The 24,225-nt window shown below is 60.3% G+C and carries 22 protein-coding genes and 2 pseudogenes; 19 read left to right on the top strand and 5 right to left on the bottom strand.

The window, feature by feature from the left end; genetic code table 11:
* The first annotated feature begins 8 nt into the window (after positions 1–8).
* The 6 genes and pseudogenes from folP to RF819_RS00900 form a co-directional block, all read left to right on the top strand.
* Positions 9–914, top strand: a complete 906-nt coding sequence (folP, locus tag RF819_RS00920; RefSeq protein WP_078363234.1) for a dihydropteroate synthase — start codon at positions 9–11, stop codon at positions 912–914.
* The gene (gene glmM / locus RF819_RS00915; protein ID WP_078363233.1) at positions 911–2,242 is read left to right on the top strand and encodes a phosphoglucosamine mutase; all 1,332 of its coding nucleotides are present in this window, start codon (positions 911–913) and stop codon (positions 2,240–2,242) included. The genes folP and glmM overlap by 4 nt, the downstream gene beginning before the upstream one ends.
* 9 nt (positions 2,243–2,251) lie before the next feature.
* Positions 2,252–2,755 (top strand): GNAT family N-acetyltransferase, encoded by a 504-nt coding sequence (locus RF819_RS00910; RefSeq protein WP_078363232.1) that lies wholly within the window; start codon positions 2,252–2,254, stop codon positions 2,753–2,755.
* A 20-nt stretch (positions 2,756–2,775) separates the two neighbouring features.
* Positions 2,776–3,108, top strand: a complete 333-nt coding sequence (locus tag RF819_RS00905) for a hypothetical protein (RefSeq protein ID WP_078363231.1) — start codon at positions 2,776–2,778, stop codon at positions 3,106–3,108.
* A gap of 88 nt (positions 3,109–3,196) precedes the next feature.
* Positions 3,197–3,412 carry a hypothetical protein gene (locus RF819_RS20805; RefSeq protein ID WP_143541541.1) on the top strand — a complete coding sequence of 72 codons (216 nt, stop codon included), beginning with the start codon at positions 3,197–3,199 and terminating at the stop codon, positions 3,410–3,412.
* Positions 3,413–3,484: 72 nt separating this feature from the next.
* Positions 3,485–4,080: pseudogene (locus RF819_RS00900) on the top strand (IS5 family transposase); the annotation flags it as partial.
* Here RF819_RS00900 and RF819_RS20800 read toward each other — a convergent pair.
* Together RF819_RS20800 and purM are read right to left on the bottom strand one after the other, a co-directional pair.
* Positions 4,068–4,248, bottom strand: a pseudogene (locus RF819_RS20800) (IS256 family transposase); the annotation flags it as partial. The pseudogenes RF819_RS00900 and RF819_RS20800 sit on opposite strands and share 13 nt — an antisense overlap.
* A gap of 400 nt (positions 4,249–4,648) precedes the next feature.
* Positions 4,649–5,695: a phosphoribosylformylglycinamidine cyclo-ligase gene (gene purM / locus RF819_RS00895; RefSeq protein ID WP_078363230.1), complete on the bottom strand. Its 1,047-nt coding sequence runs from the start codon at positions 5,693–5,695 to the stop codon at positions 4,649–4,651.
* A gap of 132 nt (positions 5,696–5,827) precedes the next feature.
* On the opposite strand from purM, the gene RF819_RS00890 reads away from it, so the two are divergent.
* The 6 genes from RF819_RS00890 to RF819_RS00865 all read left to right on the top strand — a co-directional run bounded on the left by RF819_RS00890 (position 5,828) and on the right by RF819_RS00865 (position 12,325).
* Entirely contained in the window at positions 5,828–6,913 is a 1,086-nt protein-coding gene (locus tag RF819_RS00890; protein WP_078363229.1) for an AI-2E family transporter, read from the top strand.
* Positions 6,913–7,599, top strand: a complete 687-nt coding sequence (hda, locus tag RF819_RS00885) for a DnaA regulatory inactivator Hda (protein WP_078363228.1) — start codon at positions 6,913–6,915, stop codon at positions 7,597–7,599. Before RF819_RS00890 ends, hda begins: the two co-directional genes overlap by 1 nt.
* Before the next feature lie 45 nt (positions 7,600–7,644).
* Positions 7,645–8,313 carry a histidinol-phosphatase gene (locus RF819_RS00880; RefSeq protein ID WP_078363227.1) on the top strand — a complete coding sequence of 223 codons (669 nt, stop codon included), beginning with the start codon at positions 7,645–7,647 and terminating at the stop codon, positions 8,311–8,313.
* Between the two features lie 51 nt (positions 8,314–8,364).
* Entirely contained in the window at positions 8,365–9,972 is a 1,608-nt protein-coding gene (gene pcnB, locus RF819_RS00875) for a polynucleotide adenylyltransferase PcnB (RefSeq protein WP_078366705.1), read from the top strand.
* A gap of 10 nt (positions 9,973–9,982) precedes the next feature.
* Positions 9,983–10,480 carry a 2-amino-4-hydroxy-6-hydroxymethyldihydropteridine diphosphokinase gene (gene folK / locus RF819_RS00870; protein WP_078363226.1) on the top strand — a complete coding sequence of 166 codons (498 nt, stop codon included), beginning with the start codon at positions 9,983–9,985 and terminating at the stop codon, positions 10,478–10,480.
* 84 nt (positions 10,481–10,564) lie between these two features.
* Complete coding sequence (locus RF819_RS00865; protein WP_078363225.1) at positions 10,565–12,325, top strand: methyl-accepting chemotaxis protein; 1,761 nt, start codon at positions 10,565–10,567, stop codon at positions 12,323–12,325.
* Here the strand turns inward: RF819_RS00865 and RF819_RS00860 are convergent.
* Both RF819_RS00860 and RF819_RS00855 read right to left on the bottom strand, forming a co-directional pair.
* The gene (locus RF819_RS00860; RefSeq protein WP_078363224.1) at positions 12,322–12,780 is read right to left on the bottom strand and encodes a RidA family protein; all 459 of its coding nucleotides are present in this window, start codon (positions 12,778–12,780) and stop codon (positions 12,322–12,324) included. The genes RF819_RS00865 and RF819_RS00860 overlap by 4 nt on opposite strands.
* Positions 12,781–12,885: 105 nt before the next feature.
* Positions 12,886–13,392, bottom strand: coding sequence for a hemerythrin domain-containing protein (locus RF819_RS00855; RefSeq protein ID WP_078366704.1), 507 nt, complete (start codon positions 13,390–13,392; stop codon positions 12,886–12,888).
* A 215-nt stretch (positions 13,393–13,607) separates the two neighbouring features.
* Between RF819_RS00855 and RF819_RS00850 the strand changes: the two genes are divergently transcribed.
* The 5 genes from RF819_RS00850 to RF819_RS00830 are packed head-to-tail and all read left to right on the top strand — an operon-like array spanning position 13,608 to position 18,581.
* Positions 13,608–14,198: a 2-oxoacid:acceptor oxidoreductase family protein gene (locus RF819_RS00850; protein WP_078366703.1), complete on the top strand. Its 591-nt coding sequence runs from the start codon at positions 13,608–13,610 to the stop codon at positions 14,196–14,198.
* Positions 14,191–15,444: a transketolase C-terminal domain-containing protein gene (locus RF819_RS00845; RefSeq protein WP_078363223.1), complete on the top strand. Its 1,254-nt coding sequence runs from the start codon at positions 14,191–14,193 to the stop codon at positions 15,442–15,444. The genes RF819_RS00850 and RF819_RS00845 overlap by 8 nt, the downstream gene beginning before the upstream one ends.
* A 21-nt stretch (positions 15,445–15,465) precedes the next feature.
* Positions 15,466–16,470, top strand: coding sequence for a thiamine pyrophosphate-dependent enzyme (locus RF819_RS00840; RefSeq protein ID WP_078363222.1), 1,005 nt, complete (start codon positions 15,466–15,468; stop codon positions 16,468–16,470).
* Positions 16,471–16,473: 3 nt separating this feature from the next.
* Positions 16,474–18,099 carry an NAD(P)-binding protein gene (locus RF819_RS00835; RefSeq protein WP_078363221.1) on the top strand — a complete coding sequence of 542 codons (1,626 nt, stop codon included), beginning with the start codon at positions 16,474–16,476 and terminating at the stop codon, positions 18,097–18,099.
* 44 nt (positions 18,100–18,143) lie between these two features.
* The gene (locus tag RF819_RS00830) at positions 18,144–18,581 is read left to right on the top strand and encodes a universal stress protein (protein WP_078363220.1); all 438 of its coding nucleotides are present in this window, start codon (positions 18,144–18,146) and stop codon (positions 18,579–18,581) included.
* A gap of 72 nt (positions 18,582–18,653) precedes the next feature.
* Here RF819_RS00830 and RF819_RS00825 read toward each other — a convergent pair whose 3' ends face one another.
* Positions 18,654–21,560 carry an adenosylcobalamin-dependent ribonucleoside-diphosphate reductase gene (locus RF819_RS00825; RefSeq protein ID WP_078363219.1) on the bottom strand — a complete coding sequence of 969 codons (2,907 nt, stop codon included), beginning with the start codon at positions 21,558–21,560 and terminating at the stop codon, positions 18,654–18,656.
* 417 nt (positions 21,561–21,977) lie between these two features.
* Between RF819_RS00825 and RF819_RS00820 the strand changes: the two genes are divergently transcribed.
* Complete coding sequence (locus RF819_RS00820; RefSeq protein WP_078363218.1) at positions 21,978–23,696, top strand: nitrite reductase; 1,719 nt, start codon at positions 21,978–21,980, stop codon at positions 23,694–23,696.
* A 65-nt stretch (positions 23,697–23,761) separates the two neighbouring features.
* A complete protein-coding gene (locus RF819_RS00815; protein ID WP_078363217.1) occupies positions 23,762–24,073 on the top strand; it encodes a c-type cytochrome in 312 nt (103 codons plus the stop codon).
* The last annotated feature ends 152 nt before the right edge of the window (positions 24,074–24,225 follow it).

Genomic DNA, 24,225 nt, shown 5'->3' with positions numbered 1-24,225 from the left:
TATGGACCATGTATTGGCAAACCACCCGATTCCAGATTGACCTGAGCGCCCCAAAGGTGATGGGCATTGTCAACGTCACGCCCGACTCCTTCTCGGACGGTGGCCACCATGACAGCACAACAGCGGCGCTACGGCATGGTGAGTTGCTGCTACGTGACGGAGCCGACATCCTGGACATTGGCGGCGAGTCGACGAGGCCCGGTGCGCCACCTGTGGGGCTGGCTGAAGAACTGGCACGGGTCGTGCCGGTGGTCAAAGAGGCGGTCAAGCTGGGTGTGCCGGTGTCGGTGGATACCTACAAACCGCAGGTCATGCAGGCGGTGCTGGACCTCGGGGCCGACATCATCAACGACGTGTGGGCCTTGCGCTGGCGTGATGCGCAGGGGCTGGCCGACGCCACACGGGTCGTTGCGGCGCACCCAAGCTGTGGTGTGTGCCTGATGCACATGCACCTGGAGCCCCAAATCATGCAAGTTCAGCCCATGCAGGGTGATGTGGTCCCACAGGTACTCTCGTTTTTGCAGCTGTCAGCCCAGACTCTATGCGGGCTAGGGGTCGAAAAGACCAGAATTGTGCTGGACCCGGGTATCGGCTTTGGCAAAACCGTGGCGCAGAACTTTGCGCTGCTGGCACGCCAGTCCGAGTTGCTCGCAGCGGGCTACCTCTTGTTGGCAGGTTGGTCACGCAAATCGTCGCTGGCGGGTATGACAGCACACGCAGATCAGGGCGAGAAGCTCGCGCCCCACGAGCGGCTGGCACCCAGCCTGGCGGCCGCTTTGTGTGCTGTGCAGCAGGGTGCGTCGGTGGTGCGTGTGCACGATGTCAAGGAAACCGTGCAGGTTTTGAAGGTGCTCGAGGCGATAAGATCAACCCAACTCACTCCGATGGATTCACAAGGACACACCGCTTCATGACGCGTCAATATTTTGGAACCGATGGCATTCGTGGCACCGTGGGGCAAAGCCCCATCACCGCCGATTTTGTATTGCGTCTGGCGCATGCGGTGGGGCGTGTGCTCAAACGCTCCGAGGCGCGGCCCACGGTGCTGATTGGCAAAGACACCCGTATTTCGGGGTACATGCTCGAGAGTGCGCTGGAGAGTGGTTTCAACTCGGCCGGGGTCGATGTGGTCTTGCTTGGCCCTTTGCCAACACCCGGCGTGGCTTACCTGACGCGGGCGCAGCGCGCCTCGCTGGGCGTGGTGATCAGCGCCAGCCACAACCCGTTTGATGACAACGGCATCAAGTTCTTCAGCGCCCAGGGTACCAAGCTCTCCGACGACTGGGAGCGTGATGTGGAAGCGGTTCTGGCGATGGAGCCGGTTTGGGTGGATTCGGCCCATCTGGGCCGTTCACGTCGCCTGGATGATGCCGCTGGTCGTTATATCGAGTTTTGTAAAAGCACTTTTGCTAACAACCTGACGCTCAAAGGCATGCGCATTGTGGTCGATGCCGCCCATGGCGCGGCCTACAACATCGCGCCCAAGGTGTTCCATGAACTGGGTGCCGAGGTGATTGCCATTGGCTGTGCGCCCGACGGTCTCAACATCAACCGTGGCGTGGGTGCGACCCATCCCGAGGCGCTGGTGGAGGCCGTCAAGGCACACCGGGCCGACATGGGCGTGGCACTTGATGGCGACGCTGACCGGCTGCAGATTGTGGATGCCCAAGGGCGGCTGTACAACGGTGACGAGTTGCTCTACCTGATGGTGGATGACCGGCTGCGCCGTGGTGAAGCGGTGCCCGGTGTTGTGGGTACTTTGATGACCAACATGGCAGTGGAGTTGGCCCTAATTGCGCGAGGTGTCACCTTTGTCCGAGCCAAAGTCGGTGACCGTTATGTCCTCGAAGAGCTCGAGAAAAACCAGTGGTTGTTGGGTGGTGAGGGTTCCGGGCATTTGCTGGCATTGGACAAACACTCCACAGGTGACGGCCTGATTTCTGCCCTGCAGGTGCTGCAAACCGTGGTGCGCAGCGGCCAGAGCCTGTCTACCTTGGTCAAGGAGGTGGTGCTGTTTCCCCAGACCATGATCAATGTGCGTTTGCAACCGGGCCAGGACTGGAAAGCCAGCCCGCAACTGGCACCAGAGACCCGCGCGGTCGAGGCCGAATTGGGCCAAAGCGGGCGGGTGCTGATCCGCGCCAGCGGTACCGAGCCCCTGGTGCGCGTCATGGTCGAGGCGCGTGACGCCGTGCAGGCCAAGCTCTGTGCCCAGCGTATTGCCAAAACCCTCACAGCCTGAGATCGGCCCATGTCTCACTCCCCGAACCTGCGCCTGTGTCGCGCCGACTACACCAACCCGATCCACGCGTCTGCCCTGGTGGGTTTGCTGGATGCCTACGCCCAGGACCCAACCGGTGGTGCGGAGCCCTTGTCAGACTTCACCAAGGCCAATTTGCCTGTCGCTTTGCAGGCGCGCCCCACTATTTTCAGTGTGCTGGCCTTTGATGATGCGCACGCGGGTTTGCCCGTGGGCCTGGTCAACTGTATTGAGGGTTTCTCGACCTTTGCCTGCCAGCCGCTGGTGAATATCCACGACGTGGTGGTGGCCGCCAGCCACCGCGGGCAGCGTATTGCGGAGCAGATGCTGGCCTTGGTGGAGCAGCTCGCGCGTGAGCGCGGTGCCTGCAAACTGACGCTGGAAGTGCTCTCGGGTAACGCACCGGCCGCCAAACTGTATCGGCGTATCGGGTTTGACAACTACCAACTTGAACCCAGCATGGGCCATGCTCAGTTCATGCAGAAGTGGCTCTGAGGCCACACGCATCCCCCACCATGTCTTGGCTCAACAAACTTCCGGGTTATCAGAGAACGCCTTACGGTTTTGAGTGGCGTTTGTTCAAACGCTTGCCACAGGTGCTGTTGGCCGGCACCGTGTTGCCTGCGCTGGCGGCGTGGTTGGCGCGTTTCGTGCTGACCGAGGGCAAAGCCTCCGAAATTGAACGCCGTGTTCAGGCGTTTGATTTCTTGATGGTGGGCATCGTGGCTTTTGTCTGGACAGCCGTCTTGACAATTGGCATTGGTTGCATCATTGTTTGGCTGATGAAAGGGCCAGCGTATGTGGCTGATGGCTACGAGGTGTCGCACAGCGACAAGCCCAAGCTCTGAATCCGAGGGCGGGTGTGGAAGCCTGAATAGCCCTTGTTGAAAAGTGGTTTTGCTAGTGCGGCTCAGTTGCCCTTAAAGTGCAAGCAACATGTTCAAGAAATTGTTAAAACGTCAAGGGCAGGTTCCGGTCAAAGTGGACACAGGTTCAGCTGTTTCCAAGAACCTGGCTAGCAATCCGGCTGACACTGCTTTGCCAGAACGGCGGCGTTTTCCGCGTCCCATGCCCATCCCCGAGGTCATTGAACACGATTGGGATGTTTGGGTGAATCTGACAGAAGACAAAACCTCTAAAAAATCAGATTAAGGCAATGCTGAACAAGTCCCTAGTTGGCCCGTGACTTGCATGGTTCATGGCGACACTGGAAGGAGGATGCAGATGAAACAACAAACCCTGGCCCTGGCCGAACGGCATAGCTTTGACAGCTATCGCAAACCCACGAGGCGCGAAGAGTTCTTGAAGACCATGGAAGTCATCATTCCCTGGGCAGCCCTGTGCGAAGTCATCTAGCCGTTTTACCCCAAGGCTGGCAATGGGCGTCTACCCATCGGGCTGGAGCGCATGCTGAGCATTCATTTCGTTCAGCACTGGTCAATCTGGCAGATCTGGCGTGTGAACAAGCTTTGTACGACAGTATGAGTCTGTGTAGCCTCGTTGGCATTGACCTGGGGCGTGAATCTGTGCCTGATGCCACCACAATCCTGAAGTTTCGCAAACTCCTCAATGACAACAAACTGGGCTAGGCCCTGTTTGCCCAAGTGGGCGCCGTCTTGCAAAGCTAAGGCTTCAAGCTCAACGCCGCTACCATTGTGGATGCCACCATCATTGGTGCACCGAGATCCACCAAGAACGCAGACAAGTCCCGCGACCCGGACATGCACCAAACCCGCAAAGGCCAACAGTGGTACTTTGGCATGAAGTTGCACATCGGCGTGGACAGTCAAAGTGGTCTGACCCACCACGCAGTGGTCACAACTTCGTGGCGATCCTGGCCCAGGTGCTCACTCAGTTCGGCTTGGAGGGTCGTCTCCACCCGGCTGTTTGGTGAGCTGTTTATGCAGGCCGTTCTCGCCTATCAGATCTTCAGGCTTCTTGTAATCGGCCAGCAGTTCCTCGGATACGTCGTGTTTCTTGGTTGTCATTGTGTTTACGGACATGCTGGCTCGTGCCTGCGTTAGATTGTCCGTTTACACAAAATTCTGCACACACTCGTTTGTGGAGGTGAGTAGCCACCAGTAGGTGGTCCATGAAATAAGGGGCCGCGTCAGCGACCCCTTTCAGCTCGCTTCGAGCAGCTCACATCACGAATGCCACCAGCTTTGCTGTGGGATGGTTACATTGGTCCTTGCCGCTGGGGGTCTATGGACAGTGGCTGGTCAAGCGTGAGCTGCCTAACGCCTTGATCCAATTGACTACCCAGTGTTGCACTTTGTTATTGAATCTGCGCTTTGATTTGAGAACGCCCTTATGAATAAAGGGTGAGCAGCTACTAAGTTGATAGCGCTGAGGCAAACAAAGCGCTATTGACGCGGGCAAAAAACCTCAGCCCACAACCACCGCAGCGCCATCACCCTTGGCTGCAATCACGCCAATTTCGTACACCGTTTCACCAGCCGCACGCAGGGTTGCGGCGCAGGCGTCGGCGTCGGCGGCGTTGATCACCACCACCATGCCGATGCCGTTGTTGAAGGTGCGGTTCATCTCGATGTCGTCGATGCCGGCGGTGGCTTGCAGCCAGGCGAACAGTTCGGTTTGGGGCCAGCTGCCTTTTGTCAGGTGGGCAGCGGTGCCTTCGGGCAACACGCGCGGGATGTTTTCGAGCAGGCCACCACCGGTGATGTGGGCCAGCGCCTTGATCGGGTGGGCGGCCAGTGCAGCCAGCACGTTTTTGACGTACAGGCGGGTGGGTTCCATCAGCGCTTGTTTGAAGGGTTTGCCGTCCAGCGTGGCCGGGGCAGAATCGCCAGCGCGCTCAATACATTTGCGCACCAGGCTAAAGCCGTTGGAGTGCACACCGCTGGACGCCAGGCCCAGCACCACGTCGCCCGGTTTCACATCGGCGCCGGTCAGGATTTTGGATTTTTCGACGGCACCGACGGCAAAACCGGCCAAATCGTATTCGCCAGCGGGGTACATGCCGGGCATTTCAGCGGTTTCGCCGCCAATCAGCGCGCAGCCAGACAACTCGCAGCCTTTGGCAATACCACCCACCACGGCGGCGGCTGTGTCCACATCGAGCTTGCCGCAGGCAAAGTAGTCCAGGAAAAACAGGGGCTCGGCGCCTTGTACCAGCACGTCGTTGACACTCATGGCCACCAGGTCGATGCCCACGGTGTCGTGCATGTTCCATTCGAAGGCCAGTTTGAGCTTGGTGCCGACGCCGTCGGTGCCACTCACCAGCACCGGCTCTTTGTAACGTTTGGGCACCTCAAACAGGGCGCCAAAGCCGCCAATACCGGCCAGCACACCTTCGCGCATGGTTTTTTTGGCCAAGGGCTTGATGCGCTCCACCAGCGCGTCGCCAGCGTCAATGTCGACACCTGCGTCTTTGTAGGAGAGGGCGGTGGTGGGGGTGTTGGGTGTGCTCATGGGTGGGTTCAATCAGGCCAAATGCCGGGGTGGATCGGATTACTTGTGGGTCGGCCGGATCAGATGAGCCGGGCCGATAGAATTTGCGCAGATTTTAAGGGTACGGCCCCCAGCCGGTTCTTCGGGTTTTTGATGCAATTCACCTCCACTCAAAAACGGGCTGCGGCCTGGCTGTCACTTCTGGCGGGCATTGTGCTGCTGTCCTGGCTGCTCGCCCCGGTGTTGACGCCGTTTGTGGTGGCGGCCATCCTGGCCTATGCGCTCACACCGGTGGTGGACTGGCTGGATGACCTGGGCCGGGGTCGTATCCCGCGCCTGCTGGCGGTGGTGCTGGTGGAGCTGGTGTTTTTGCTGCTGCTCTTGGCCTTGCTGCTGCTGGTGGTGCCGATTCTTGTGAAACAGCTGCCGCTGCTGCGCGAGCAGGTGCCGCCGCTGCTGGACCGTTTCAACGATTTCTTGCAGCCGTTTTTGTCGCAGTTTGGCCTGCATGTGTCGCTGGATGTGGCCGGACTCAAGGCTTTTGCCACCGAGCACCTCAACGCCAATTTTGAAGACAGCCTGGGCCGCCTGCTGGAGTCGGCCAAGTTGGGTGGCAGTGTGGCGCTCTCGGTGCTGGGCAATGCGGTGCTGATCCCGGTGGTGCTGTTTTACCTGCTGATGGAGTGGCGCCGTTTTATGGTGATGCTGCTGAACCTGGTGCCGCCTCGCCTGCGCGCCGTGGTGGAGAGTTTCACCGACGAGGCCGACAGTGTGCTGGGCCAGTACCTGCGTGGCCAGCTGCTGGTGATGCTGGTACTGGCGGTGTATTACAGCGTGGGGTTGGCCTTGTTCGGGCTGGACTTGGCGCTGCCGATTGGGGTGTTTACCGGCCTGGCGGTGGCGATTCCTTATGTGGGTTTTGGCCTGGGGCTGGTGATGGCGCTGCTGGCGGGTTTTCTGGAGTTCTCAGCGCAGGCCGGGCACATCAGCGCACTGGTGATGGTGGCGGTGGTCTACGGGCTGGGCCAGCTGGTCGAGAGTTTTGTGCTGACGCCGCGCTTGGTGGGTGAACGCATTGGCCTGCACCCGCTGGCGGTGATTTTTGCCCTGCTGGCCTTTGGCCACCTGCTGGGTTTTGTGGGTGTGCTGATGGCATTGCCCTTGAGCGCTGTGCTGCTGGTGGCTGGTCGGCGCCTGCGCAGCACCTATTTGGACAGTGCGCTGTACCGTGAACCATGATGAAACAACTGGTGCTTGACATGGGGCTGGCCAAGGGGCCGAGCCTGAGCAATTTTTGTGTGGGACCCAACGCTGCGGCGGTGGATCACCTGACCCTCTGGTTGGGCCAGCCCGGCTCGGGTGTGCGGCGCTCGCCTGTGCCCACTTATTTGTGGGGCGGCAGTGGCTGTGGCAAGTCGCATTTGTTGCAGGCTGTGCGCAGCAGCTTGTTGGCCCAGGGCCAGCGTGTGGGTTGGCTAGACGCTAGCATTCCTGTAGCTTCTGAGTACGATGAAACCTGGGCTGCAGTGCTGATGGACGATGTACACGCGTATGACGCCACACAACAACAGGCCGCGTTCAACTGGTTTGTCAACGCCCAAACCCAGCAGGTGGCGGTGCTGGCTGCGGGCAGCTTGCCACCGGCCGACCTGAAACTGCGCGACGACCTGCGCACCCGCCTGGGCTGGGGCCATGTGTTTGCATTGCAGGCGCTGGACGACACCCAACGCCGCCAGGTGCTGCGTGACAACGCCCAAGCACGTGGTATTGCCCTGAGTGACGAGGTGATGGACTTCATGCTCACGCGCTTCAGCCGCGATCTGGGCAGCCTGATGGAGCTGCTGGACCTGATGGATGGTTACGCCCTGCAGACCCAGCGCGCCATCACCATCCCGCTGATCAAGACCATGATGGACAACGCGTGAGGCCATGCGCCGCCGCGTGTCGGCTTTGATCGACAATTGCAGCTTATGAAACTGACCCTGTTTGACCTGGACCACACCCTGATCAACACCGACTCGGACTACGAGTGGGGTGTGTTCACCACCGCCCTGGGCTGGAACGACGCGGCCGACTTTGCCCGCCAGAACGACGCCTACTACCAGCATTACAAGGCCGGCACGCTCGACATCCACGATTACATGCGTTTTGCCACACGCGCTATCCGACAACAAGGTGCTAGCAAATCAGAAGCTGCTCACGCAGATTTCATGAGGTCTGTGGTGCAAAAAGCCATCAAGCCACAAGCCTTGGATTTGGTGCGCCAACACCAGGCAGCGGGTGACGTGGTGGTGATCGTCACCGCCACCAATGAATTTGTCACCCGCCCGATTGCCGACGCTTTTGGCGTGCCGGATCTGATTGCCGTCAACCTGGTGCGCGACCCGGCCAGCGGCTGGTTCACTGGCGAGATCGACGGCACACCGTCATTTCGCGAAGGCAAAATCGCCCGGGTGCAGGCTTGGCTGGCTGAGCGCCAGTTGGACTGGGCCGACGTGGACAGCACCTTCTACTCTGACTCGATTAACGACCTGCCCCTGCTGGAGCAGGTCAACCACCCTGTCGCCACCAACCCGGACGACCGCCTGCGGGCGATTGCACAGGCGCGTGGCTGGCGCATACTTGAACTTTTCCACTGAGACATCGGCGCAGTGCTGGCCAACACCAGCGCGCCTGTCAGGACCACAACAATGATCAAACGTTTCATCGACAAACTTCTGGGCAAATCTGCCCCCGCCGCCGCCAAAAGCCGTTTTGGCAAGCGCGTCGAGATCGGCCCGGAGGTGCATGGCATCAACCCGGCTTTGGTGGACGAACGCGCCATCAACGTGGTGCGCACCTTGAAAAACGCCGGGTTTGAGGCCTACATCGTCGGTGGTGCTGTGCGCGACCTGATGCTGGGCCTGGCGCCCAAAGACTTTGACGTGGCCACGAACGCCACCCCTGAGCAGGTCAAGAACCTGTTTCGCCGAGCCTTCATCATCGGGCGGCGTTTTCGCATCGTGCACGTGGTGTATGGCCGTGGGCGTGAGCATGAGGTGATCGAGGTCTCGACCTTCCGCGCCTACCTCGACAACGCGGCGGCCGAGCAGGTGGCGGGTAATGAAAAAACCAGCAAGAGTGACCTGGCTGGCATGAAACACGCCGTCGACAGCACCGGCCGTGTGTTGCGTGACAACGTCTGGGGCCCGCAGGACGAAGACGCTGCGCGGCGCGACTTCACCATCAACGCCATGTATTACGACCCCGAGACACAAATCGTGGTCGACTACCACCATGGCATGAAAGACGCCAAGGCGCGCGTGATCCGCATGATTGGTGACGCGGCCACGCGTTACCGCGAAGACCCGGTGCGCATCATCCGTGCGGTGCGTTTTGCGGCCAAGCTGCATGGCCTGGGCTTCAAGCTCGACCCCAAGACCGCTGCGCCCCTGGTCAAGAGCCAGTCGCTGCTGCTCGAGGTGCCGCAAAGCCGCATGTTTGACGAGATGCTGAAGCTGTTACAAACCGGCCATGCGCTGGCGTCGATTGAGAAACTCAAGGAACTTGGCCTGGCGCGCGGCATTTATCCGCTGCTCGACGTGGTGGTGGAGCGTGCCGAGCAACCGTTTGTGAAAGCCGCGTTGCTCGATACCGACCGTCGCGTGGGTGAAGGCAAGCCGGTGGCACCAAGCTTTTTGCTGGCCTGTGTGTTGTGGGCCGATGTGCGCGACGGCTGGGCCAAGCGCCTGAACGCCCGCCAGCATTCCCATCCGGCGTTGATGGACGCGATTGACGACGTCTTCAACACCCGCATTGGTGATGTGTCGGGCCGTGGCAAGCTCGGTGGCGACATGCGCGACATCTGGACCATGCAGCCACGCTTCGAGAAACGCACCGGCAGCGCGGCGTTTGGCCTGGTGGAGCAGCCGCGTTTCCGAGCCGCATTTGACTTCATGCGCCTGCGTGCTGAAAACGGTGAGCTCGACGAGGTCTTGTCCGACTGGTGGCAGGAATTCAGCGTGGCTGACGACAACCTGCGCAACGACATGGTCGAGGAAGTCAAGCGCGAGCAACAACAACGCGCTAAAACCGCCCGTCCACCGCGTGTGCACCGGCTGCCCCGCGCTGCCACAGACCCGGCCGCCACCGGTTCTGAGCCAACGAGTGCGACCGATCCGGTAGCGCAGCGCCCGGACACTGAGCCAGCAGCTGAGGGTGATGCGGCGCCCAAAAAACGTCGCCGCCGTCGGCGCAGCCCCAGCCGCAACACTGGCGTCAACGGGGACACTCCCGCTGCGCCCGATTCCCAGGCCTAAACCTCGTCCCATGACCGAGGTCCTTGAGCCCGAGGTGCTGGCCTATGTGGCACTCGGGGGCAATCTGGGGGATGCCCGGGCCACGGTGCAGCAGGCTTTGGCCGGGTTGGCCAGTCTGCCCGCCACCCGTTTGTTGCGCGCCTCCAGCCTGTACCGCACCGCACCGATGCAGGCCAGTGGGCCGGATTTCATCAATGCGGTGGCTGCAGTGGCGACCCGGCTCAATGCTTTTGAGTTGTTGGCAGCGTTGCAGCAGATGGAAAACGCGCAGGGCCGGGAGCGGCCCTATGTCAACGCACCACGTACCCTGGATCTGGACATCTTGTTGTATGGCGACACCCCCATCAACAGTCCCACGCTGCAGTTGCCCCACCCACGCATGTGTCAGCGGGCGTTTGTGCTGGTGCCTCTGGCTGAAATTGCGCCACACCTGGTGTCTGTTGAGCAGTTGGCTGCTGTGCGAGAGCAGCAAGTGGAACGTGTCGAATTGCACATAAACACGACATAAAAACTTCACCAGAGTGTGTATCCGCGCGTAAGATGTTGTTACATCAAGAAACTGGGCCAAACGAGCCCCCGTCCGGAGACCACCATGAACCTTCAAAACCTGCGTCTGACCACCAAGCTGTGGCTGTCGGTGTTACTCATTGTGCTGGCCTTGGTGACAGTGGTGGGCTACACGGCCTACCGCACCGCCGAGAACCGTGCCGAAAGCGCCCAAGCTTTGCACAAGCTCAATGCCCGCGTCAACGCCTCCTTGGGCTGGGCCGGTCTGACGCAAACCAATGCCGCACGTACCCAGGCGATCATGCTCAGCAGCGACCCCGTGCTCGAAGCGGGCCTCAAAGAAGCGATGGCCGACACCACCGCCCAGATCAGCAAGATCCAGAAAACCATCGAAGACGACGAACTCACCGATGACGACCGCCAACAGATGAAAGTCATCGCGGCCAACCGCAAAAAGATGATTGAGGCACGCACGGCTGCCGTCAAGGAACGCTCCGAAGGCCGCCCCGAACAGGCCACAGCCATTGTGAAAGACAGCTTCCAGCCCGCCATGCAGGCCTACCAGCAATCCCAGCGCGACTTTGTCACCCTGCAAGAAAAGTCCTTCCTGGCCACCGAAGAAGAGTTTGCCCACCGCGCCCAGAACCTGATCTACCTCACCGGTGCCATGATGCTGCTGCTGGTGGTCGGCATTCTGGTGGGTGCCGCCTGGCTCATCCGCTCCATCCGCCAACCGCTGGACACCGCCAACAACCTGGCCGCCAAGATTGCCCAGGGAGACCTCAGCATGGCCATCGACACCAGCCGGAGTGATGAATTTGGTGACCTCATGAAGTCCCTCTCGAGCATGAACGCCTCGCTAGGCACCATGGTCAACCAGGTGCGCCACAGCACCGACAGCATCGCCACCGCCAGTTCTGAGATCGCCCAAGGCAACAACGACCTGGCCCAACGCACCGAACAAACCTCCAGCAACCTGCAGGCCACCGCCTCCAGCATGGACCACCTCACCCAGACCGTGCAACTCAGCGCCGACAACGCCCGCCAGGCCAGCTCCCTGGCCGCCAACGCCTCCAGCGTGGCCGAGCGCGGTGGTGCGGTGGTGCGCCAGGTGGTCAGCACCATGGAAGAAATCAACGACAGCAGCCGAAAGATCAGCGACATCATCGGCGTCATCGACGGCATCGCCTTCCAGACCAACATCCTGGCATTAAACGCAGCCGTGGAAGCCGCACGTGCTGGTGAACAAGGGCGTGGTTTTGCTGTGGTAGCCAGCGAGGTGCGCTCTTTGGCCCAGCGCAGTGCCGAAGCCGCCAAAGAGATCAAGATGCTGATCAACACCTCGGTCACCAAAGTGGCCTCTGGCACCCAGCTGGTCTCGGACGCAGGCAGCACCATGAACGACATCGTGCAATCGGTGCGCAAGGTGGCCGATGTGATTGGCGAGATCACCGCCGCCTCGGGTGAACAAAGCAGCGAGATCTCGGGCATCAACCAGTCCATCGGCAACCTGGACCAGATGACCCAACAAAACGCCGCGCTGGTCGAACAAAGTGCGGCCGCTGCCGAGAGCCTGCGTGATCAGGCCGAACAGCTGGCACAAGCGGTGGCGGTGTTCAAGACCGATGGCCAGGCACTGTCCATGGCCCAACGCCCGCCACGCGACATCACACCACGTGCGCCCTCGCTGGGGCACAAGGCAGCAGCGGCACCCGCCCCCAAGAAGCTGGCGGCCTCGGTCAAACCGGCAGCTGGCAAGCCTACGGCGCCCAAACCCGCGCTGGGCAACAACCCGGCGCCTGCCAAGGCGGCAGCTGGGGCGGAGTCGGATTGGGAGAGTTTTTAAGCCAGTTCGGCGATCAATTCGATCTCGACACAAGCGCCCATCGGGATTTGTGCCACACCAAAGGCGCTGCGGGCGTGGGCCCCTTTTTCAGCACCAAACACCTGGCCGATCAACTCGCTGGCGCCATTGGTCACCAGGTGTTGCTCGGTGAAGTCTCCAGTGGAGTTGACCAGCGACATGAGTTTGACAATGCGTTTGACACGGTTGAGGTCACCCACCGCCGCGTGCAAAGTGCCCAGCAAATCGATGGCAATCGCGCGTGCTGCCAGTTTGCCTTCTTCGGTGCTGATGTTTTTGCCAAACTGGCCCACCCAGACTTTGCCGTCTTTTTTGGCAATGTGACCACTCAGAAACACCAGATTGCCGGTCTGCACAAAGGGCACATAGGCCGCAGCGGGTACAGCAACCGCAGGCAGGGTGATGTTGAGTTCAGCGAGTTTGTCGTAAATGCTCATGATGGTCCTGTGTATGAAAAATATGCCGCTAGCCCTTTTGGATTAAGGGCTGGGTGCTGCAAAAAAAGAAGCGCTAAAGGGGCCAATGAACGCGTTTGGCTGCGCTCATGCGGTTTCCAGTTTAGCCTGCGCTCCATCGTCCGGCGAGCAGTTGGAGCCATGGCAGCCTTCAATGGCGCTGGTGGGCAAGGCGTCTGTCAGACGCACCTGGCCGGTGGTTTCGTCGTAGCCAACATGTCGCAAGTGCTGCGCCAGCGCCGCATCCATGGTGTTGGCGTGTTGCGAGAACCAGATGCTCAACTCGTCAGCCATCTGCCGCACCACGGCCAGCTCACCGGCATCACCGCGCTTTTTCCCATCACGCAGCACCCTGAGAACCATCTGGTGGTGGACTGTGTGACAGTTGTTGCCAGAAAAACCTGTGTCTTTCATCCAGCGATCTTCGCGTGCAAAGTGGCTCTCGGTGTGTTCAACCAGGGCGGTCCAAAGCGCCATCAATTGCGCATCGTTTGCCTGCACAACTTGCGCCAGCAAATCGATAAATTCCTCATGGGTCTGATCCATTACTGGCACACCCATCTCAAAACTCTCCGACCACCGCAACTCTGCCATACCGATTCCTTTTTTCAACGAAGCCGCGAGCATAAACACATGTGCTTGAGGTGATTTGACCCACATCACACGAATGGGAGGTTCTGGCCTGACAAGTCGCTTGTCAGTTGTCTTTGATGTGCATCAATACAAATTTTGCTATACGAATCTAAATTGCGTTGTGCAAAAAACCAACCGAGATTGGTTGGCCAAAAAGCATATTTGAGGAGCAACTCATGTTTCAGGTTCGTATCCATGGCCGTGGCGGCCAGGGGGTGGTCACCGGTGCCGAGATGTTGTCGATCGCAGCCTTTCTGGGCGGACGCCATGCACAGGCTTTCCCCAGTTTTGGTTCGGAGCGTACCGGCGCCCCGGTGGTGGCGTTCTGCCGGATGGATGACAAGGAGATCCGCTTGCGTGAACCGATCATGCAGCCCGATGCCATCATCATCCAGGACCCCACTTTGTTACACCAGGTGGATGTGTTTGGTGGCCTCAAGACGGACGGCTATATCTTGATCAACACCACCCGCAGTTTCAACGAGATGGGGCTGGAGGAGTTCGTCAAAGGGTTTCGCCCTGAGCGCCTGTTGCTGGTGCCTGCGAGTGAGCTGGCGGTGAAACATGTGGGCCGTCCGCTGCCCAACGTGCCTTTGCTCGGGGCGTTTGCCGCCCTGTGTGGCCTGATCTCGCTCGATGCGGTGCTTAAGGCCATCGACCAGAAGTTTTCTGGCGCGGTGGCCAAGGGCAACCAGGCCGCTGCCAAAGAGGCGTTTGAGAGCGTGATGCTGCAGCAACAACAGGTCAAGGAGACACAAGATGCTTGAACAATGTGAAGGCTCCCATGCCGTGGCGCAGGCGGTGGCACTGAGCCGTCCGGAAGTGATCTGCGCCTACCCGATTTCCCCGCAAACCCACATCGTTGAAGGTCTGGGTGAGTTGGTGAAATCTGGTGAGCTCAAGGGCTGCGAATTCATCAACGTCGAGTCCGAATTTGCCGCACTCAGTGTGGCGATTGGCTCCTCGGCTGCCGGGGCGCGCTCTTACACCGCGACCGCCAGCCAGGGTTTGTTGTTCATGGCCGAGGCGGTCTACAACGCCTCGGGCCTGGGCTTGCCGATTGTGATGACGGTGGCCAACCGCGCCATCGGCGCGCCGATCAACATCTGGAACGACCACACCGACAGCATGAGCATGCGTGATGCGGGCTGGTTGCAGCTGTTTGCCGAAACCAACCAGGAAGCGCTGGACCTGCACATCCAGGCGTTTCGCATTGCCGAGGAACTCTCTTTGCCGGTGATGGTGTGTATGGATGGTTTTATCCTGACCCACGCTTATGAGCGGGTCGACATGCCGGACCAGGCGCAGGTGGACAAATTTTTGCCGCCTTATGAGCCACGCCAGGTGCTGGACCCCAGCGACCCGGTCACGATTGGTGCCATGGTCGGGCCCGAGGCCTTCACCGAGGTGCGTTATCTGGCCCATGCCAAACAGATGCAAGCCCTTGATCTGATTCCACAGGTTGCTACAGAATTCAAAGCAATCTTCGGGCGTGATTCGGGTGGCTTGATCAAGACCTACCAAACCGAGGACGCCGATACCATCGTGATTGCGCTCGGCTCGGTGCTGGGCACCATCAAGGACACCGTGGACGATTTACGCGCCCAGGGGCACAAGATCGGTGTGCTGGGCATCACCTCGTACCGGCCGTTCCCGATCTCGGCCATCCGCGATGCCACGGTGCGGGCCGAGCGTGTGGTGGTCATTGAGAAGTGTTTTGCCGTGGGCGTGGGTGGCATTGTGTCGCGCGATGTACGCAGCGCAGTGCGCAACCGCCCGCAGCCGGTCTACACCGTGGTGGCGGGGCTGGGTGGGCGCGCCATCACCAAAGATTCGGTGAACAAATTGTTGCTGCAGGCTATGTCGGACAAGCTTGACCTGCTCACTTTTCTGGATCTGGACTGGGCGGTGGTTAACCGCGTGCTGGACCGTGAAAAAGCCCACCGGCGCTCTGGTCCGGTGGCCGAGGGGGTGCTGCGTGACCTGGGTACGGTCCACACCCGTCTGTCCTGAAACCTCCAAGAAGGCAAGATCATGGAACAAACACAGGTCAAGTTTTACCAGACCGGCACTTTTACCGTGGGCAACCGGCTGCTGTCGGCGGAGCAGCGCAGTGTGCAGGCCAATGTGCAGCGCAGCAATTCGCTCAACTCGGGCCACCGCGCCTGCCAGGGTTGTGGTGAGGCGCTGGGCGCCCGCTACGCCATCGACGCCGCCATGGCGGCCACCAAGGGCCAGCTGATTGCGGCCAATGCCACTGGCTGCCTCGAGGTGTTTTCCACCCCCTACCCGGAAACCTCCTGGCAGATGCCCTGGATCCATTCGCTGTTTGGCAATGCCGCAGCAGTGGCCACCGGCATTGCCGCTGCAATGAAAGCCAAAGGCCGCAGCGATGTGCGGGTGGTGGCGCAGGGCGGGGATGGTGGCACCACCGACATCGGTTTTGGCTGCCTGTCAGGCATGTTTGAGCGCAACGACGATGTGCTCTACATCTGTTATGACAACGAGGCCTACATGAACACCGGGGTGCAACGCAGCAGCGCCACACCACCGGCGGCGCGTACCGCCACCACCATGGCGATAGGTGAGCACCCGGGCAACGACTTTGGCCAAGGCAAAAACGTGCCACAAATTGCCATGGCGCACGAGATCCCCTATGTGGCGACTGCCACCGTGGCGGACTTGCGTGACCTGGAATACAAGGTCACCAAGGCGATGTCGATCCATGGCGCGCGTTACATCCACATTTTTGTGCCCTGTCCGCTGGGCTGGGGTGCAGCCTCACACGACACCATCAAACTCGCCCGGCTGGCGGTTGAGAGTGGCGTGTTCCCAGTGTTTGAGGCCGAGCGTGGTGAGGTCACCGGTGTGGCCAAGATCCGCCGCCAGGTGCCGGTGGAAGACTATCTGCGACCGCAAAAACGTTTTGCCCATCTGTTTGGCAAACAACCCGATGTGGCCACGCTGGCCCGCTTGCAGGCGCGGGCTGACCGCAATATCCGCCGTTTTGGCCTGTTGGAAACCAATGAGCTGAGGTAAATCATGCAAAAACCCTTTGCCATCACGCTGGACGTCGGCAGTTCGCTGGCCAACCACACCGGTTCCTGGCGCACCTCGCGCCCGGTTTATCTGAACCGCATCCCCCCGTGCAGCCACGAGTGCCCGGCGGGTGAAAACATCCAGGCCTGGCTGTTCCATGCCGAGTCGGGCAACTACGAGGCGGCCTGGCGCACCCTGGTGGAAGACAACCCGTTTCCGGCCATCATGGGCCGGGTCTGTTACCACACCTGCGAGGGCGCCTGCAACCGTGGCCAGCTTGACGCGGCCGTGGGCATCAATTCGGTCGAACATTTCCTGGGTGACCAGGCGATTGCCCAGGGCTGGAAGTTTCCCGCACCGGCACCGGCCAGTGGCAAAAAAGTGCTGGTGGTGGGCGCCGGGCCATCGGGCTTATCGGCGGCCTACCATCTGGCACGCCTGGGCCATGCGGTCACGGTGTTTGAGGCCGGTCCTTTGCCGGGCGGCATGATGCGTTTTGGTATTCCGCAGTACCGTCTGCCGCGCCAGGTGCTCGACGACGAAGTCCAGCGGGTGGTGGATCTGGGCGTGAGCATCCAGTACAACACCAAGGTCACCGATGTGTTGCAGGCCAAGCAGGACGGCGGTTTTGACGCGGTGTTTTTGGCTGTGGGAGCCCACATTGCCAAACGTGCCTACATCCCGGCCGGGGACTCGGCCCATGTGCTGGACGCGGTCTCGGTGTTGCGCTCGATGGAGGGTGAAGACAAACCGCTGCTGGGTCGCAAAGTGGTGATTTACGGCGGTGGCAACACAGCGATTGACGTGGCGCGCACCGCCAAGCGCCTGGGTGCCACTGAATCGATCATCGTCTACCGTCGCAATCGCGAAAAGATGCCCGCCCACGACTTTGAGGTGGAAGAAGCTTTGCAGGAAGGCGTGTTGATCAAGTGGTTATCCACCATCAAACAGGCTGGGGACGCCTCTATCACGGTCGAGAAAATGGTGCTCGACGACAAGGGTTTTCCGCAACCTACGGGTGAATTTGAGACCCTGGAAGCCGACTCGGTGGTGCTCGCACTCGGCCAGGACGTGGATCTGTCGCTGATCGAGAAAGTGCCTGGTCTGGTGGTGCAGGACGGTGTGGTACAGGTCAATGCCCAAATGATGACTGGCCACGCTGGCATTTTTGCCGGTGGTGACATGGTGCCCGCCGAGCGCAATGTCACGGTGGCCATTGGCCACGGCAAAAAAGCCGCGCGCAACATCGATGCCTGGCTCAAGGGTGAAGTCTATGTGGCAGCGCCCAAACACAGCGTGGCCACTTACGACAAGCTCAACACCTGGTACTACAGCGACGCGCCCAAGACCGTGCGCCCGGTGCTTGACATCATCCGCCGCCAGTCCACGTTTGAGGAAGTGCAGGGCGGTCTGGATGAAACCAATGCCCTGTTCGAAGCCCGGCGCTGCCTGTCCTGTGGCAACTGTTTTGAGTGTGACAACTGCTACGGTGTCTGTCCCGACAACGCGGTGGTCAAACTCGGGCCGGGCAAAGGTTTTGAGTTCAATTACGACTACTGCAAGGGCTGCGGCATTTGTGTGTCAGAGTGCCCCTGCGGTGCTATCAAAATGGTGCCGGAGGAGGTCTGAATTGGCGCACAATGACATGAGACGATTTTGAGAAGGAGTTCATCATGTTCAAGCACATTCTGGTTCCCGTGGATGGTTCAAGCACCTCCCAAGTGGCGGTTGGCAAGGCGACTGAGCTCGCCAAAGCCTTTGACAGCACGGTGACGGTCATTTACGTCATTGACCCGTACCCGTTCACCGGGGTGGGTACCGACTTTGCCTACGGACAAGCCGAGTATCTGAGTGCCGCCACCGCCGAGGCCAATGCCGCCGTGCATGCGGCCAAGGAGAGTCTGGCTGCTTCCGGTGTGAAGGTGGACACCTCGGTCATTGAGGCCCACACCGCCTGGCGCGGCATTGTCGAAGCCGGTGAGTCGCTCAAGGCTGACCTGATCGTGATGGGGTCACATGGTCGCAGCGGGTTCGAGAAGCTGGTGCTTGGCAGTGTGGCCCAGGCCGTTCTGTCCCACACCAAACTGCCTGTGCTGGTGATGCGCGACTAAACGACAACAGCCCCAAAAGGGGCTGTTGTTCTTGCAGACAAAGGGCCTTGAGGGCCCTTTGTTGTTTTCAGCTTAACCGCACTGACCCACGTAGCCGCAAGCGGTGCAGAAGTCACAGCCATCTTTGTGGATGACGGTGGGGTTGCCACATTCGGGGCAGGGTTTACCGGCCATGGTCTGGCTGGCTTCCTTGGTTTCGGGGGTGTCGAGCACACCCATGTCGCGCAGCGGGAAACCTTCCTCGTTGAGGATACCCAGCATCGCGTAGCGGTGAATGATCAGGCGCGCGATGTAGGCCACGGTGGAAGGCCACACCTGCTGGCGGCGCTCGTTGTTGGGCAGGCCCGGCACAAAGGCCATGAAGTGGCCCAGGGGTTCCGCGTAGTTCAGCAACTTGCGCAGCTTCATACCAATCCAGGCCGGGTCAATCACCCGCATGTCCAAGGAGAGCAGACGCGCCAAGCCATCCATGGCTTTCGGGTAGTTGCCGCTGAAACCAATGGCACAAGGGCGAGTCACCACACCACCGTCGTGGCTGGGCAGATTCACTTCCTTGAGGGTCACGGTGAAGGACTCGCTGGTGGCCGGGTTGTCCACGTCCACCGACCAGGCCAGAGTGCCCGAGGTGCCGGTCTGGGGTTCACCACGGCTGAACATCGCGTCAATCACCGGGGTGTAGGCGGGTTTGGCTTCGCTGGTGCGCAACTTGGCGTTGGACGCCAGTTGTTCACAACGCCAGCGGATCACGGCGGCAGTGGCTGCCACCACACCTGGGAACATGCGTTTTTCGCCATGGGGCGGGAAAGGCATGTCAAAGGCGTGTTCTTCGCTCACCGTGGCCAGGGCGTCGAGCTTGAGCTGCAACCAGGCCGGATCGTTGGCGCGCAGGTCCATCGACAGGGTTTTGGCCAGGGCACCCAGGCCACGGGGTTGGTCAGAGCCGTTGATCCAGACCTCAAACGGTTGCGGTGCGCCACCTTCTTCGGGCGAGAGTTCACCAATGAACAGCGCAAAGTCGCCAAACGGGTGGTGCACCATGAAGGTCCAGGCCGAGTTGCCACCTGGCAACTGCGGGCGACCAGGCCAGCGCAGGCTCGACAGCACGGGTGCGGGCAGGCGGTCCAGGGCCAGACGGTGGTTGGCGCTGTCGATTTGCAGCGGCTTGGTCACGGCGGGCGCGCTGGGGGTGACACTCAGCACCGAGCCCAGCACACTGTTGGGCCGGTAGGTGGCCAGCCCCTTGAGGCCCGATTTCCAGGCTGCGGTGTACAGGTCCTGGAAGTCTTCGTAGGGGTAGTCGGCAGGCACGTTGACGGTTTTGGAGATCGCGGTGTCCACATAGGGAGCAACCGCTGCCACCATTTCCTCATGGGCTTGGGCGCTCATTTCCAGTGCGGTGACAAAAGCCGGGGTCAGCGGCGCGTCTTCGCCCTTGAGGTGGCGGTACAGGCGCCAGGCGTGGTCTTCGACTGCATATTCCTTGAAGCTGCCGTCGGGCATGCGTTTTTTGCGGGTGTAGGTCCAGCTGAAGGCGGGCTCGATGCCATTGCTGGCGTTGTCGGCAAAGGCCAGGCTGATGGTGCCGGTGGGGGCAATCGACAACAGGTGCGAGTTGCGCAAGCCGGTCTTGCGGATGCGGTCTTTCAGGCTGGTGGGCAGGCGCGAGGCAAAGGTCTGGCCGCTCAAGAACAGGTCAGCGTTGAACAGCGGGAAGGCGCCACGCTCTTGTGCCAGATCGGCCGATGCTTCATAAGCGGTGTCGCGCATCAGGATCGAGATGCGTTGTGCCATGTCGCGGGCTTGTTGGGTGTCGTAACGCAGGTTCAACATCACCAGCGTGTCGCCCAGACCGGTGAAACCCAGGCCCACGCGGCGTTTGCTGGCGGCTTCTTGTTGTTGCTGGGGCAGGGGCCAGACGGTGGCTTCCAACACGTTGTCGAGCATACGCACGGCCACGCGGGCCACGGCCGCAAAACCGGCTTCATCAAAGCTGGCCTTGCCGGTGAAGGGTTTGCGCACAAAACGTGTCAGGTCGATGGAGCCCAGGCAGCAGCAGCCATAAGGCGGCAGCGGCTGTTCGGCACACGGGTTGGTACTGGCAATGGTTTCGCAATACGACAGGTTGTTGTCGCGGTTGATCTGGTCCAGAAACAACACACCCGGCTCGGCATGGTCATAGGTGGAGCGCATGATCTGGTCCCACAGGGTGCGGGCTTTGAGTTTGCGGTAGACCCAGATGCCGGTGTCCTTGTTCTGGTAAGCGCCGTCTTCTTTTTGAGGCATGCCCGGTTCGGCCCGATGCACCAGCGTGAAGTCGCCATCGGCTTGCACCGCTTGCATGAACTCGTCGGTGACACCGACCGAGATGTTGAAGTTTTTCAGGTCACCCTTGTCCTTGGCGTGGATGAACTCTTCGATGTCCGGGTGGTCACAACGCAGCACACCCATCTGGGCGCCACGGCGTGCACCGGCAGATTCAACCGTTTCGCACGAGCGGTCAAACACCCGCATGTAACTCACCGGGCCGGAGGCGCTGCTTTGGGTGCTGCCGACCCAGGCACCACGCGGGCGGATGCGGGAGAAGTCATAACCCACACCACCACCACGGCGCATGGTTTCAGCGGCTTCGGTCAATGCGGTGTAGATGCCGGGGTGGCCATCTTCCACATGGGCGATCGAGTCACCCACGGGTTGCACAAAACAGTTGATCAAAGTGGCCGACAGGTTGGTGCCAGCGGCCGACTGGATGCGGCCTGCGGGCAGGAAGCCGGCTTGCAAGGCCTCCAGAAACTTGCCTTCCCAGAGTTTTTGCTGCTCGGGCTGCTCCACGCTGGCCAAAGCGCGCGCCACCCGCAGGTTGACGTCGGCAATGCTGCGTTCATCACCTTTGCTGTATTTCTCGATCAGCACTTCTTCGCTGATCGGCTGGGGCGGGAGTGACAGGGCGGTATGAGCTTGCTCTGGGGTGTGCAGTGCCATGAATTGATCCTAAAAAGTGAGCGCGAAATAAAGGGTTTGATTGAGGTTCAGGGGCTTCTTGATCAGCCTGCCTGAGTGTCAAAACCGGCTCCGGACACTAGATGTAGTGTTCTCGGGGCGAAATCTTACCACCTATGGTGTGTAATTTTTGTGGACTTTTACCGCTACCCATGGATCTTTTCGCTTGACAGGCGAGTCTTTGTTGGCGTATCGGCTTGGGCAGCGGTGCACCAACGCAGCGGAAGTTGGCGTGCCAGACCCGCGCCAATGGGGCGCGCAATCCTTAAGCTGGTTCAAGGACAGGAGCGGCGGCGGCGCCAACAATGGCCTGGCTCGAGTCGAATCGCTGCAGCCTTCGCCGAGCCCAGATGTTCACTGTTTTGGAGCCTGGCTGAGCAGTTCAACGGAGAAAACCACATGAAAAGTCCGCGTTTGTCACAGCTAGCCGCTGTGTTGATGAGCACCCTGGTCCTGGCCGCTTTGGCCCAGGACAAAAAAGGTGTCACCTCGGGAGAAATGAATTACCAGGCCGGGGCCTCGGCGCTGGCGGGTGTGCCGATGGTGCAAGGAAGCAACCCCAAAGCGCCGGCCATGACCCAGGCCGAGTTTGATGATGCCCGCAACATTTACTTCCAGCGTTGCGCCGGTTGTCACGGTGTGCTGCGCAAAGGCGCCACCGGCAAGCCACTGACACCCGACATCACCATCGCCAAAGGCACCGACTACCTCAAGACCTTCATCAACTACGGCTCACCCGCCGGTATGCCGAACTGGGGAACCTCGGGTGACCTGACCGAGGCGCAGGTTGACCTGATGGCGCGTTATGTACAGCAGGACGCACCACAACCGCCCGAATGGGGCCTGGGCGACATGAAGGGCAGCTGGAAAGTGCTGGTCAAGCCCGAAGACCGTCCCAAGAAGAAGATGAACAAGCTCAACATCAGCAACATCTTCTCCACCACGCTGCGTGACGCCGGGGAGATTGCGCTGGTCGATGGTGACAGCAAAAAGATCATCTCGATCCTCAAGACCGGCTACGCGGTGCACATCTCGCGCATGTCGGCCTCGGGGCGTTACCTGTTTGTGATCGGGCGCGACGCCAAGATCAACATGATCGACCTGTGGATGGAAAAACCCGACACCGTGGCCGAAATCCGCGTTGGCCTGGAAGCCCGCTCGGTCGAAACCAGCAAGTTCAAGGGCTATGAAGACAAATACGTGATTGCCGGTGACTACTGGCCACCGCAGTTTGTGATCATGAACGGCGACACGCTGGAGCCGCTCAAGGTGGTCAGCACCCGTGGCATGACGGTGGATACCCAGGACTACCACCCCGAGCCACGCGTGGCCTCCATCGTGTCGTCCGAGTTCCGGCCCGAGTTTGTGGTCAACGTCAAGGAAACCGGCAAAACCCTGATGGTGGATTATTCCGACATCCACGCCCTCAGGATGACCGAAATTGGCTCGGCCCGTTACCTGCACGACGGCGGCTGGGACAGCACCAAGCGTTACTTCATGGTGGCCGCCAACAACAGCAACAAGATCACGGTGATTGATGCCAAGCTCGACAAACTCGCGGCGATTGTGGACGTGGGCAAAACCCCGCACCCGGGTCGCGGCGCCAACTTCATTCACCCCAAGTTTGGGCCGGTCTGGGCCACCAGCCACCTGGGTGACGACACGATCTCGCTGATTGGCACCGACCCGATCAAACACAAGCAGTTTGCTTTCAAGAAGGTGGCTGACCTGACCGGGCAGGGTGGGGGTTCGCTGTTCATCAAGAGCCACCCCAAGTCACAACACCTGTATGTGGACACCGCACTGAACCCGGACCCGGAAGTTTCTCAGTCGATCGCGGTGTTTGACATCAAGAACCTGGACAAACCCTTCAAGGTCTTGCCGATTGCCAAGTGGGCTGGCATCACCGACGGTGGCGCCATGCGGGCTCTGCAGCCTGAGTTCAATAAGGCTGGTGACGAGGTCTGGATCTCGGTCTGGTCGGCCAAGGACAAACAAAGCGCCCTGGTGGTGGTGGACGACAAGACACTGGAACTCAAGGCTGTGATCAAGGACCCGCGCCTGATCACCCCCACCGGCCACTTCAATGTGAACAACACCCAGCACGACGTGTATTGACATCACAGGCTGGCCCGCACGCCGGGCCAGCCACCCCCTTTGACATCTGAATCCAGGAGACAAACATGAAACAAACACCTTCGCTGCTGTTGGCAGCCCTGTTGTGCGCGACCTCGGCCCAGGCCGCCACACCCACAGACATCTTGAGCAAAAGTGGCTGCCTGGCCTGCCACCAGGTGGAAAAGAAGTCGGTCGGACCCGCCTACAAGGTGGTGGCGGCCAAGTACAAAGGCCAGGACGCCGCCGCTTTGGTGATGGCCAAAGTGCGCCAAGGTGGCAAGGGGGTGTACGGCCCGATCCCGATGATTCCCAACGGCCCCGACAAAATCAGCGATGCCGATCTGGCCACCGTGGTGGACTACATCCTCAAGCTCTGACCCGTGCTGATCCGGCAGCGCCTGTTTGGGTGCGGTATTGCCGGGTTGACAACACAAAGTGTGCCCAGCAAAACCACAAGCCGTCCCTGAGACGGCTTGTGGTTTTGGGAAAACGGGGGCTCACGGAAGATCACCAGCCTGTGTCTGGTCCA

This window comes from Rhodoferax fermentans (genome assembly GCF_002017865.1).
GTDB classification, from domain to species: domain Bacteria; phylum Pseudomonadota; class Gammaproteobacteria; order Burkholderiales; family Burkholderiaceae_C; genus Rhodoferax; species Rhodoferax fermentans.
This window is presented reverse-complemented; position numbering and strand designations above follow the sequence as displayed.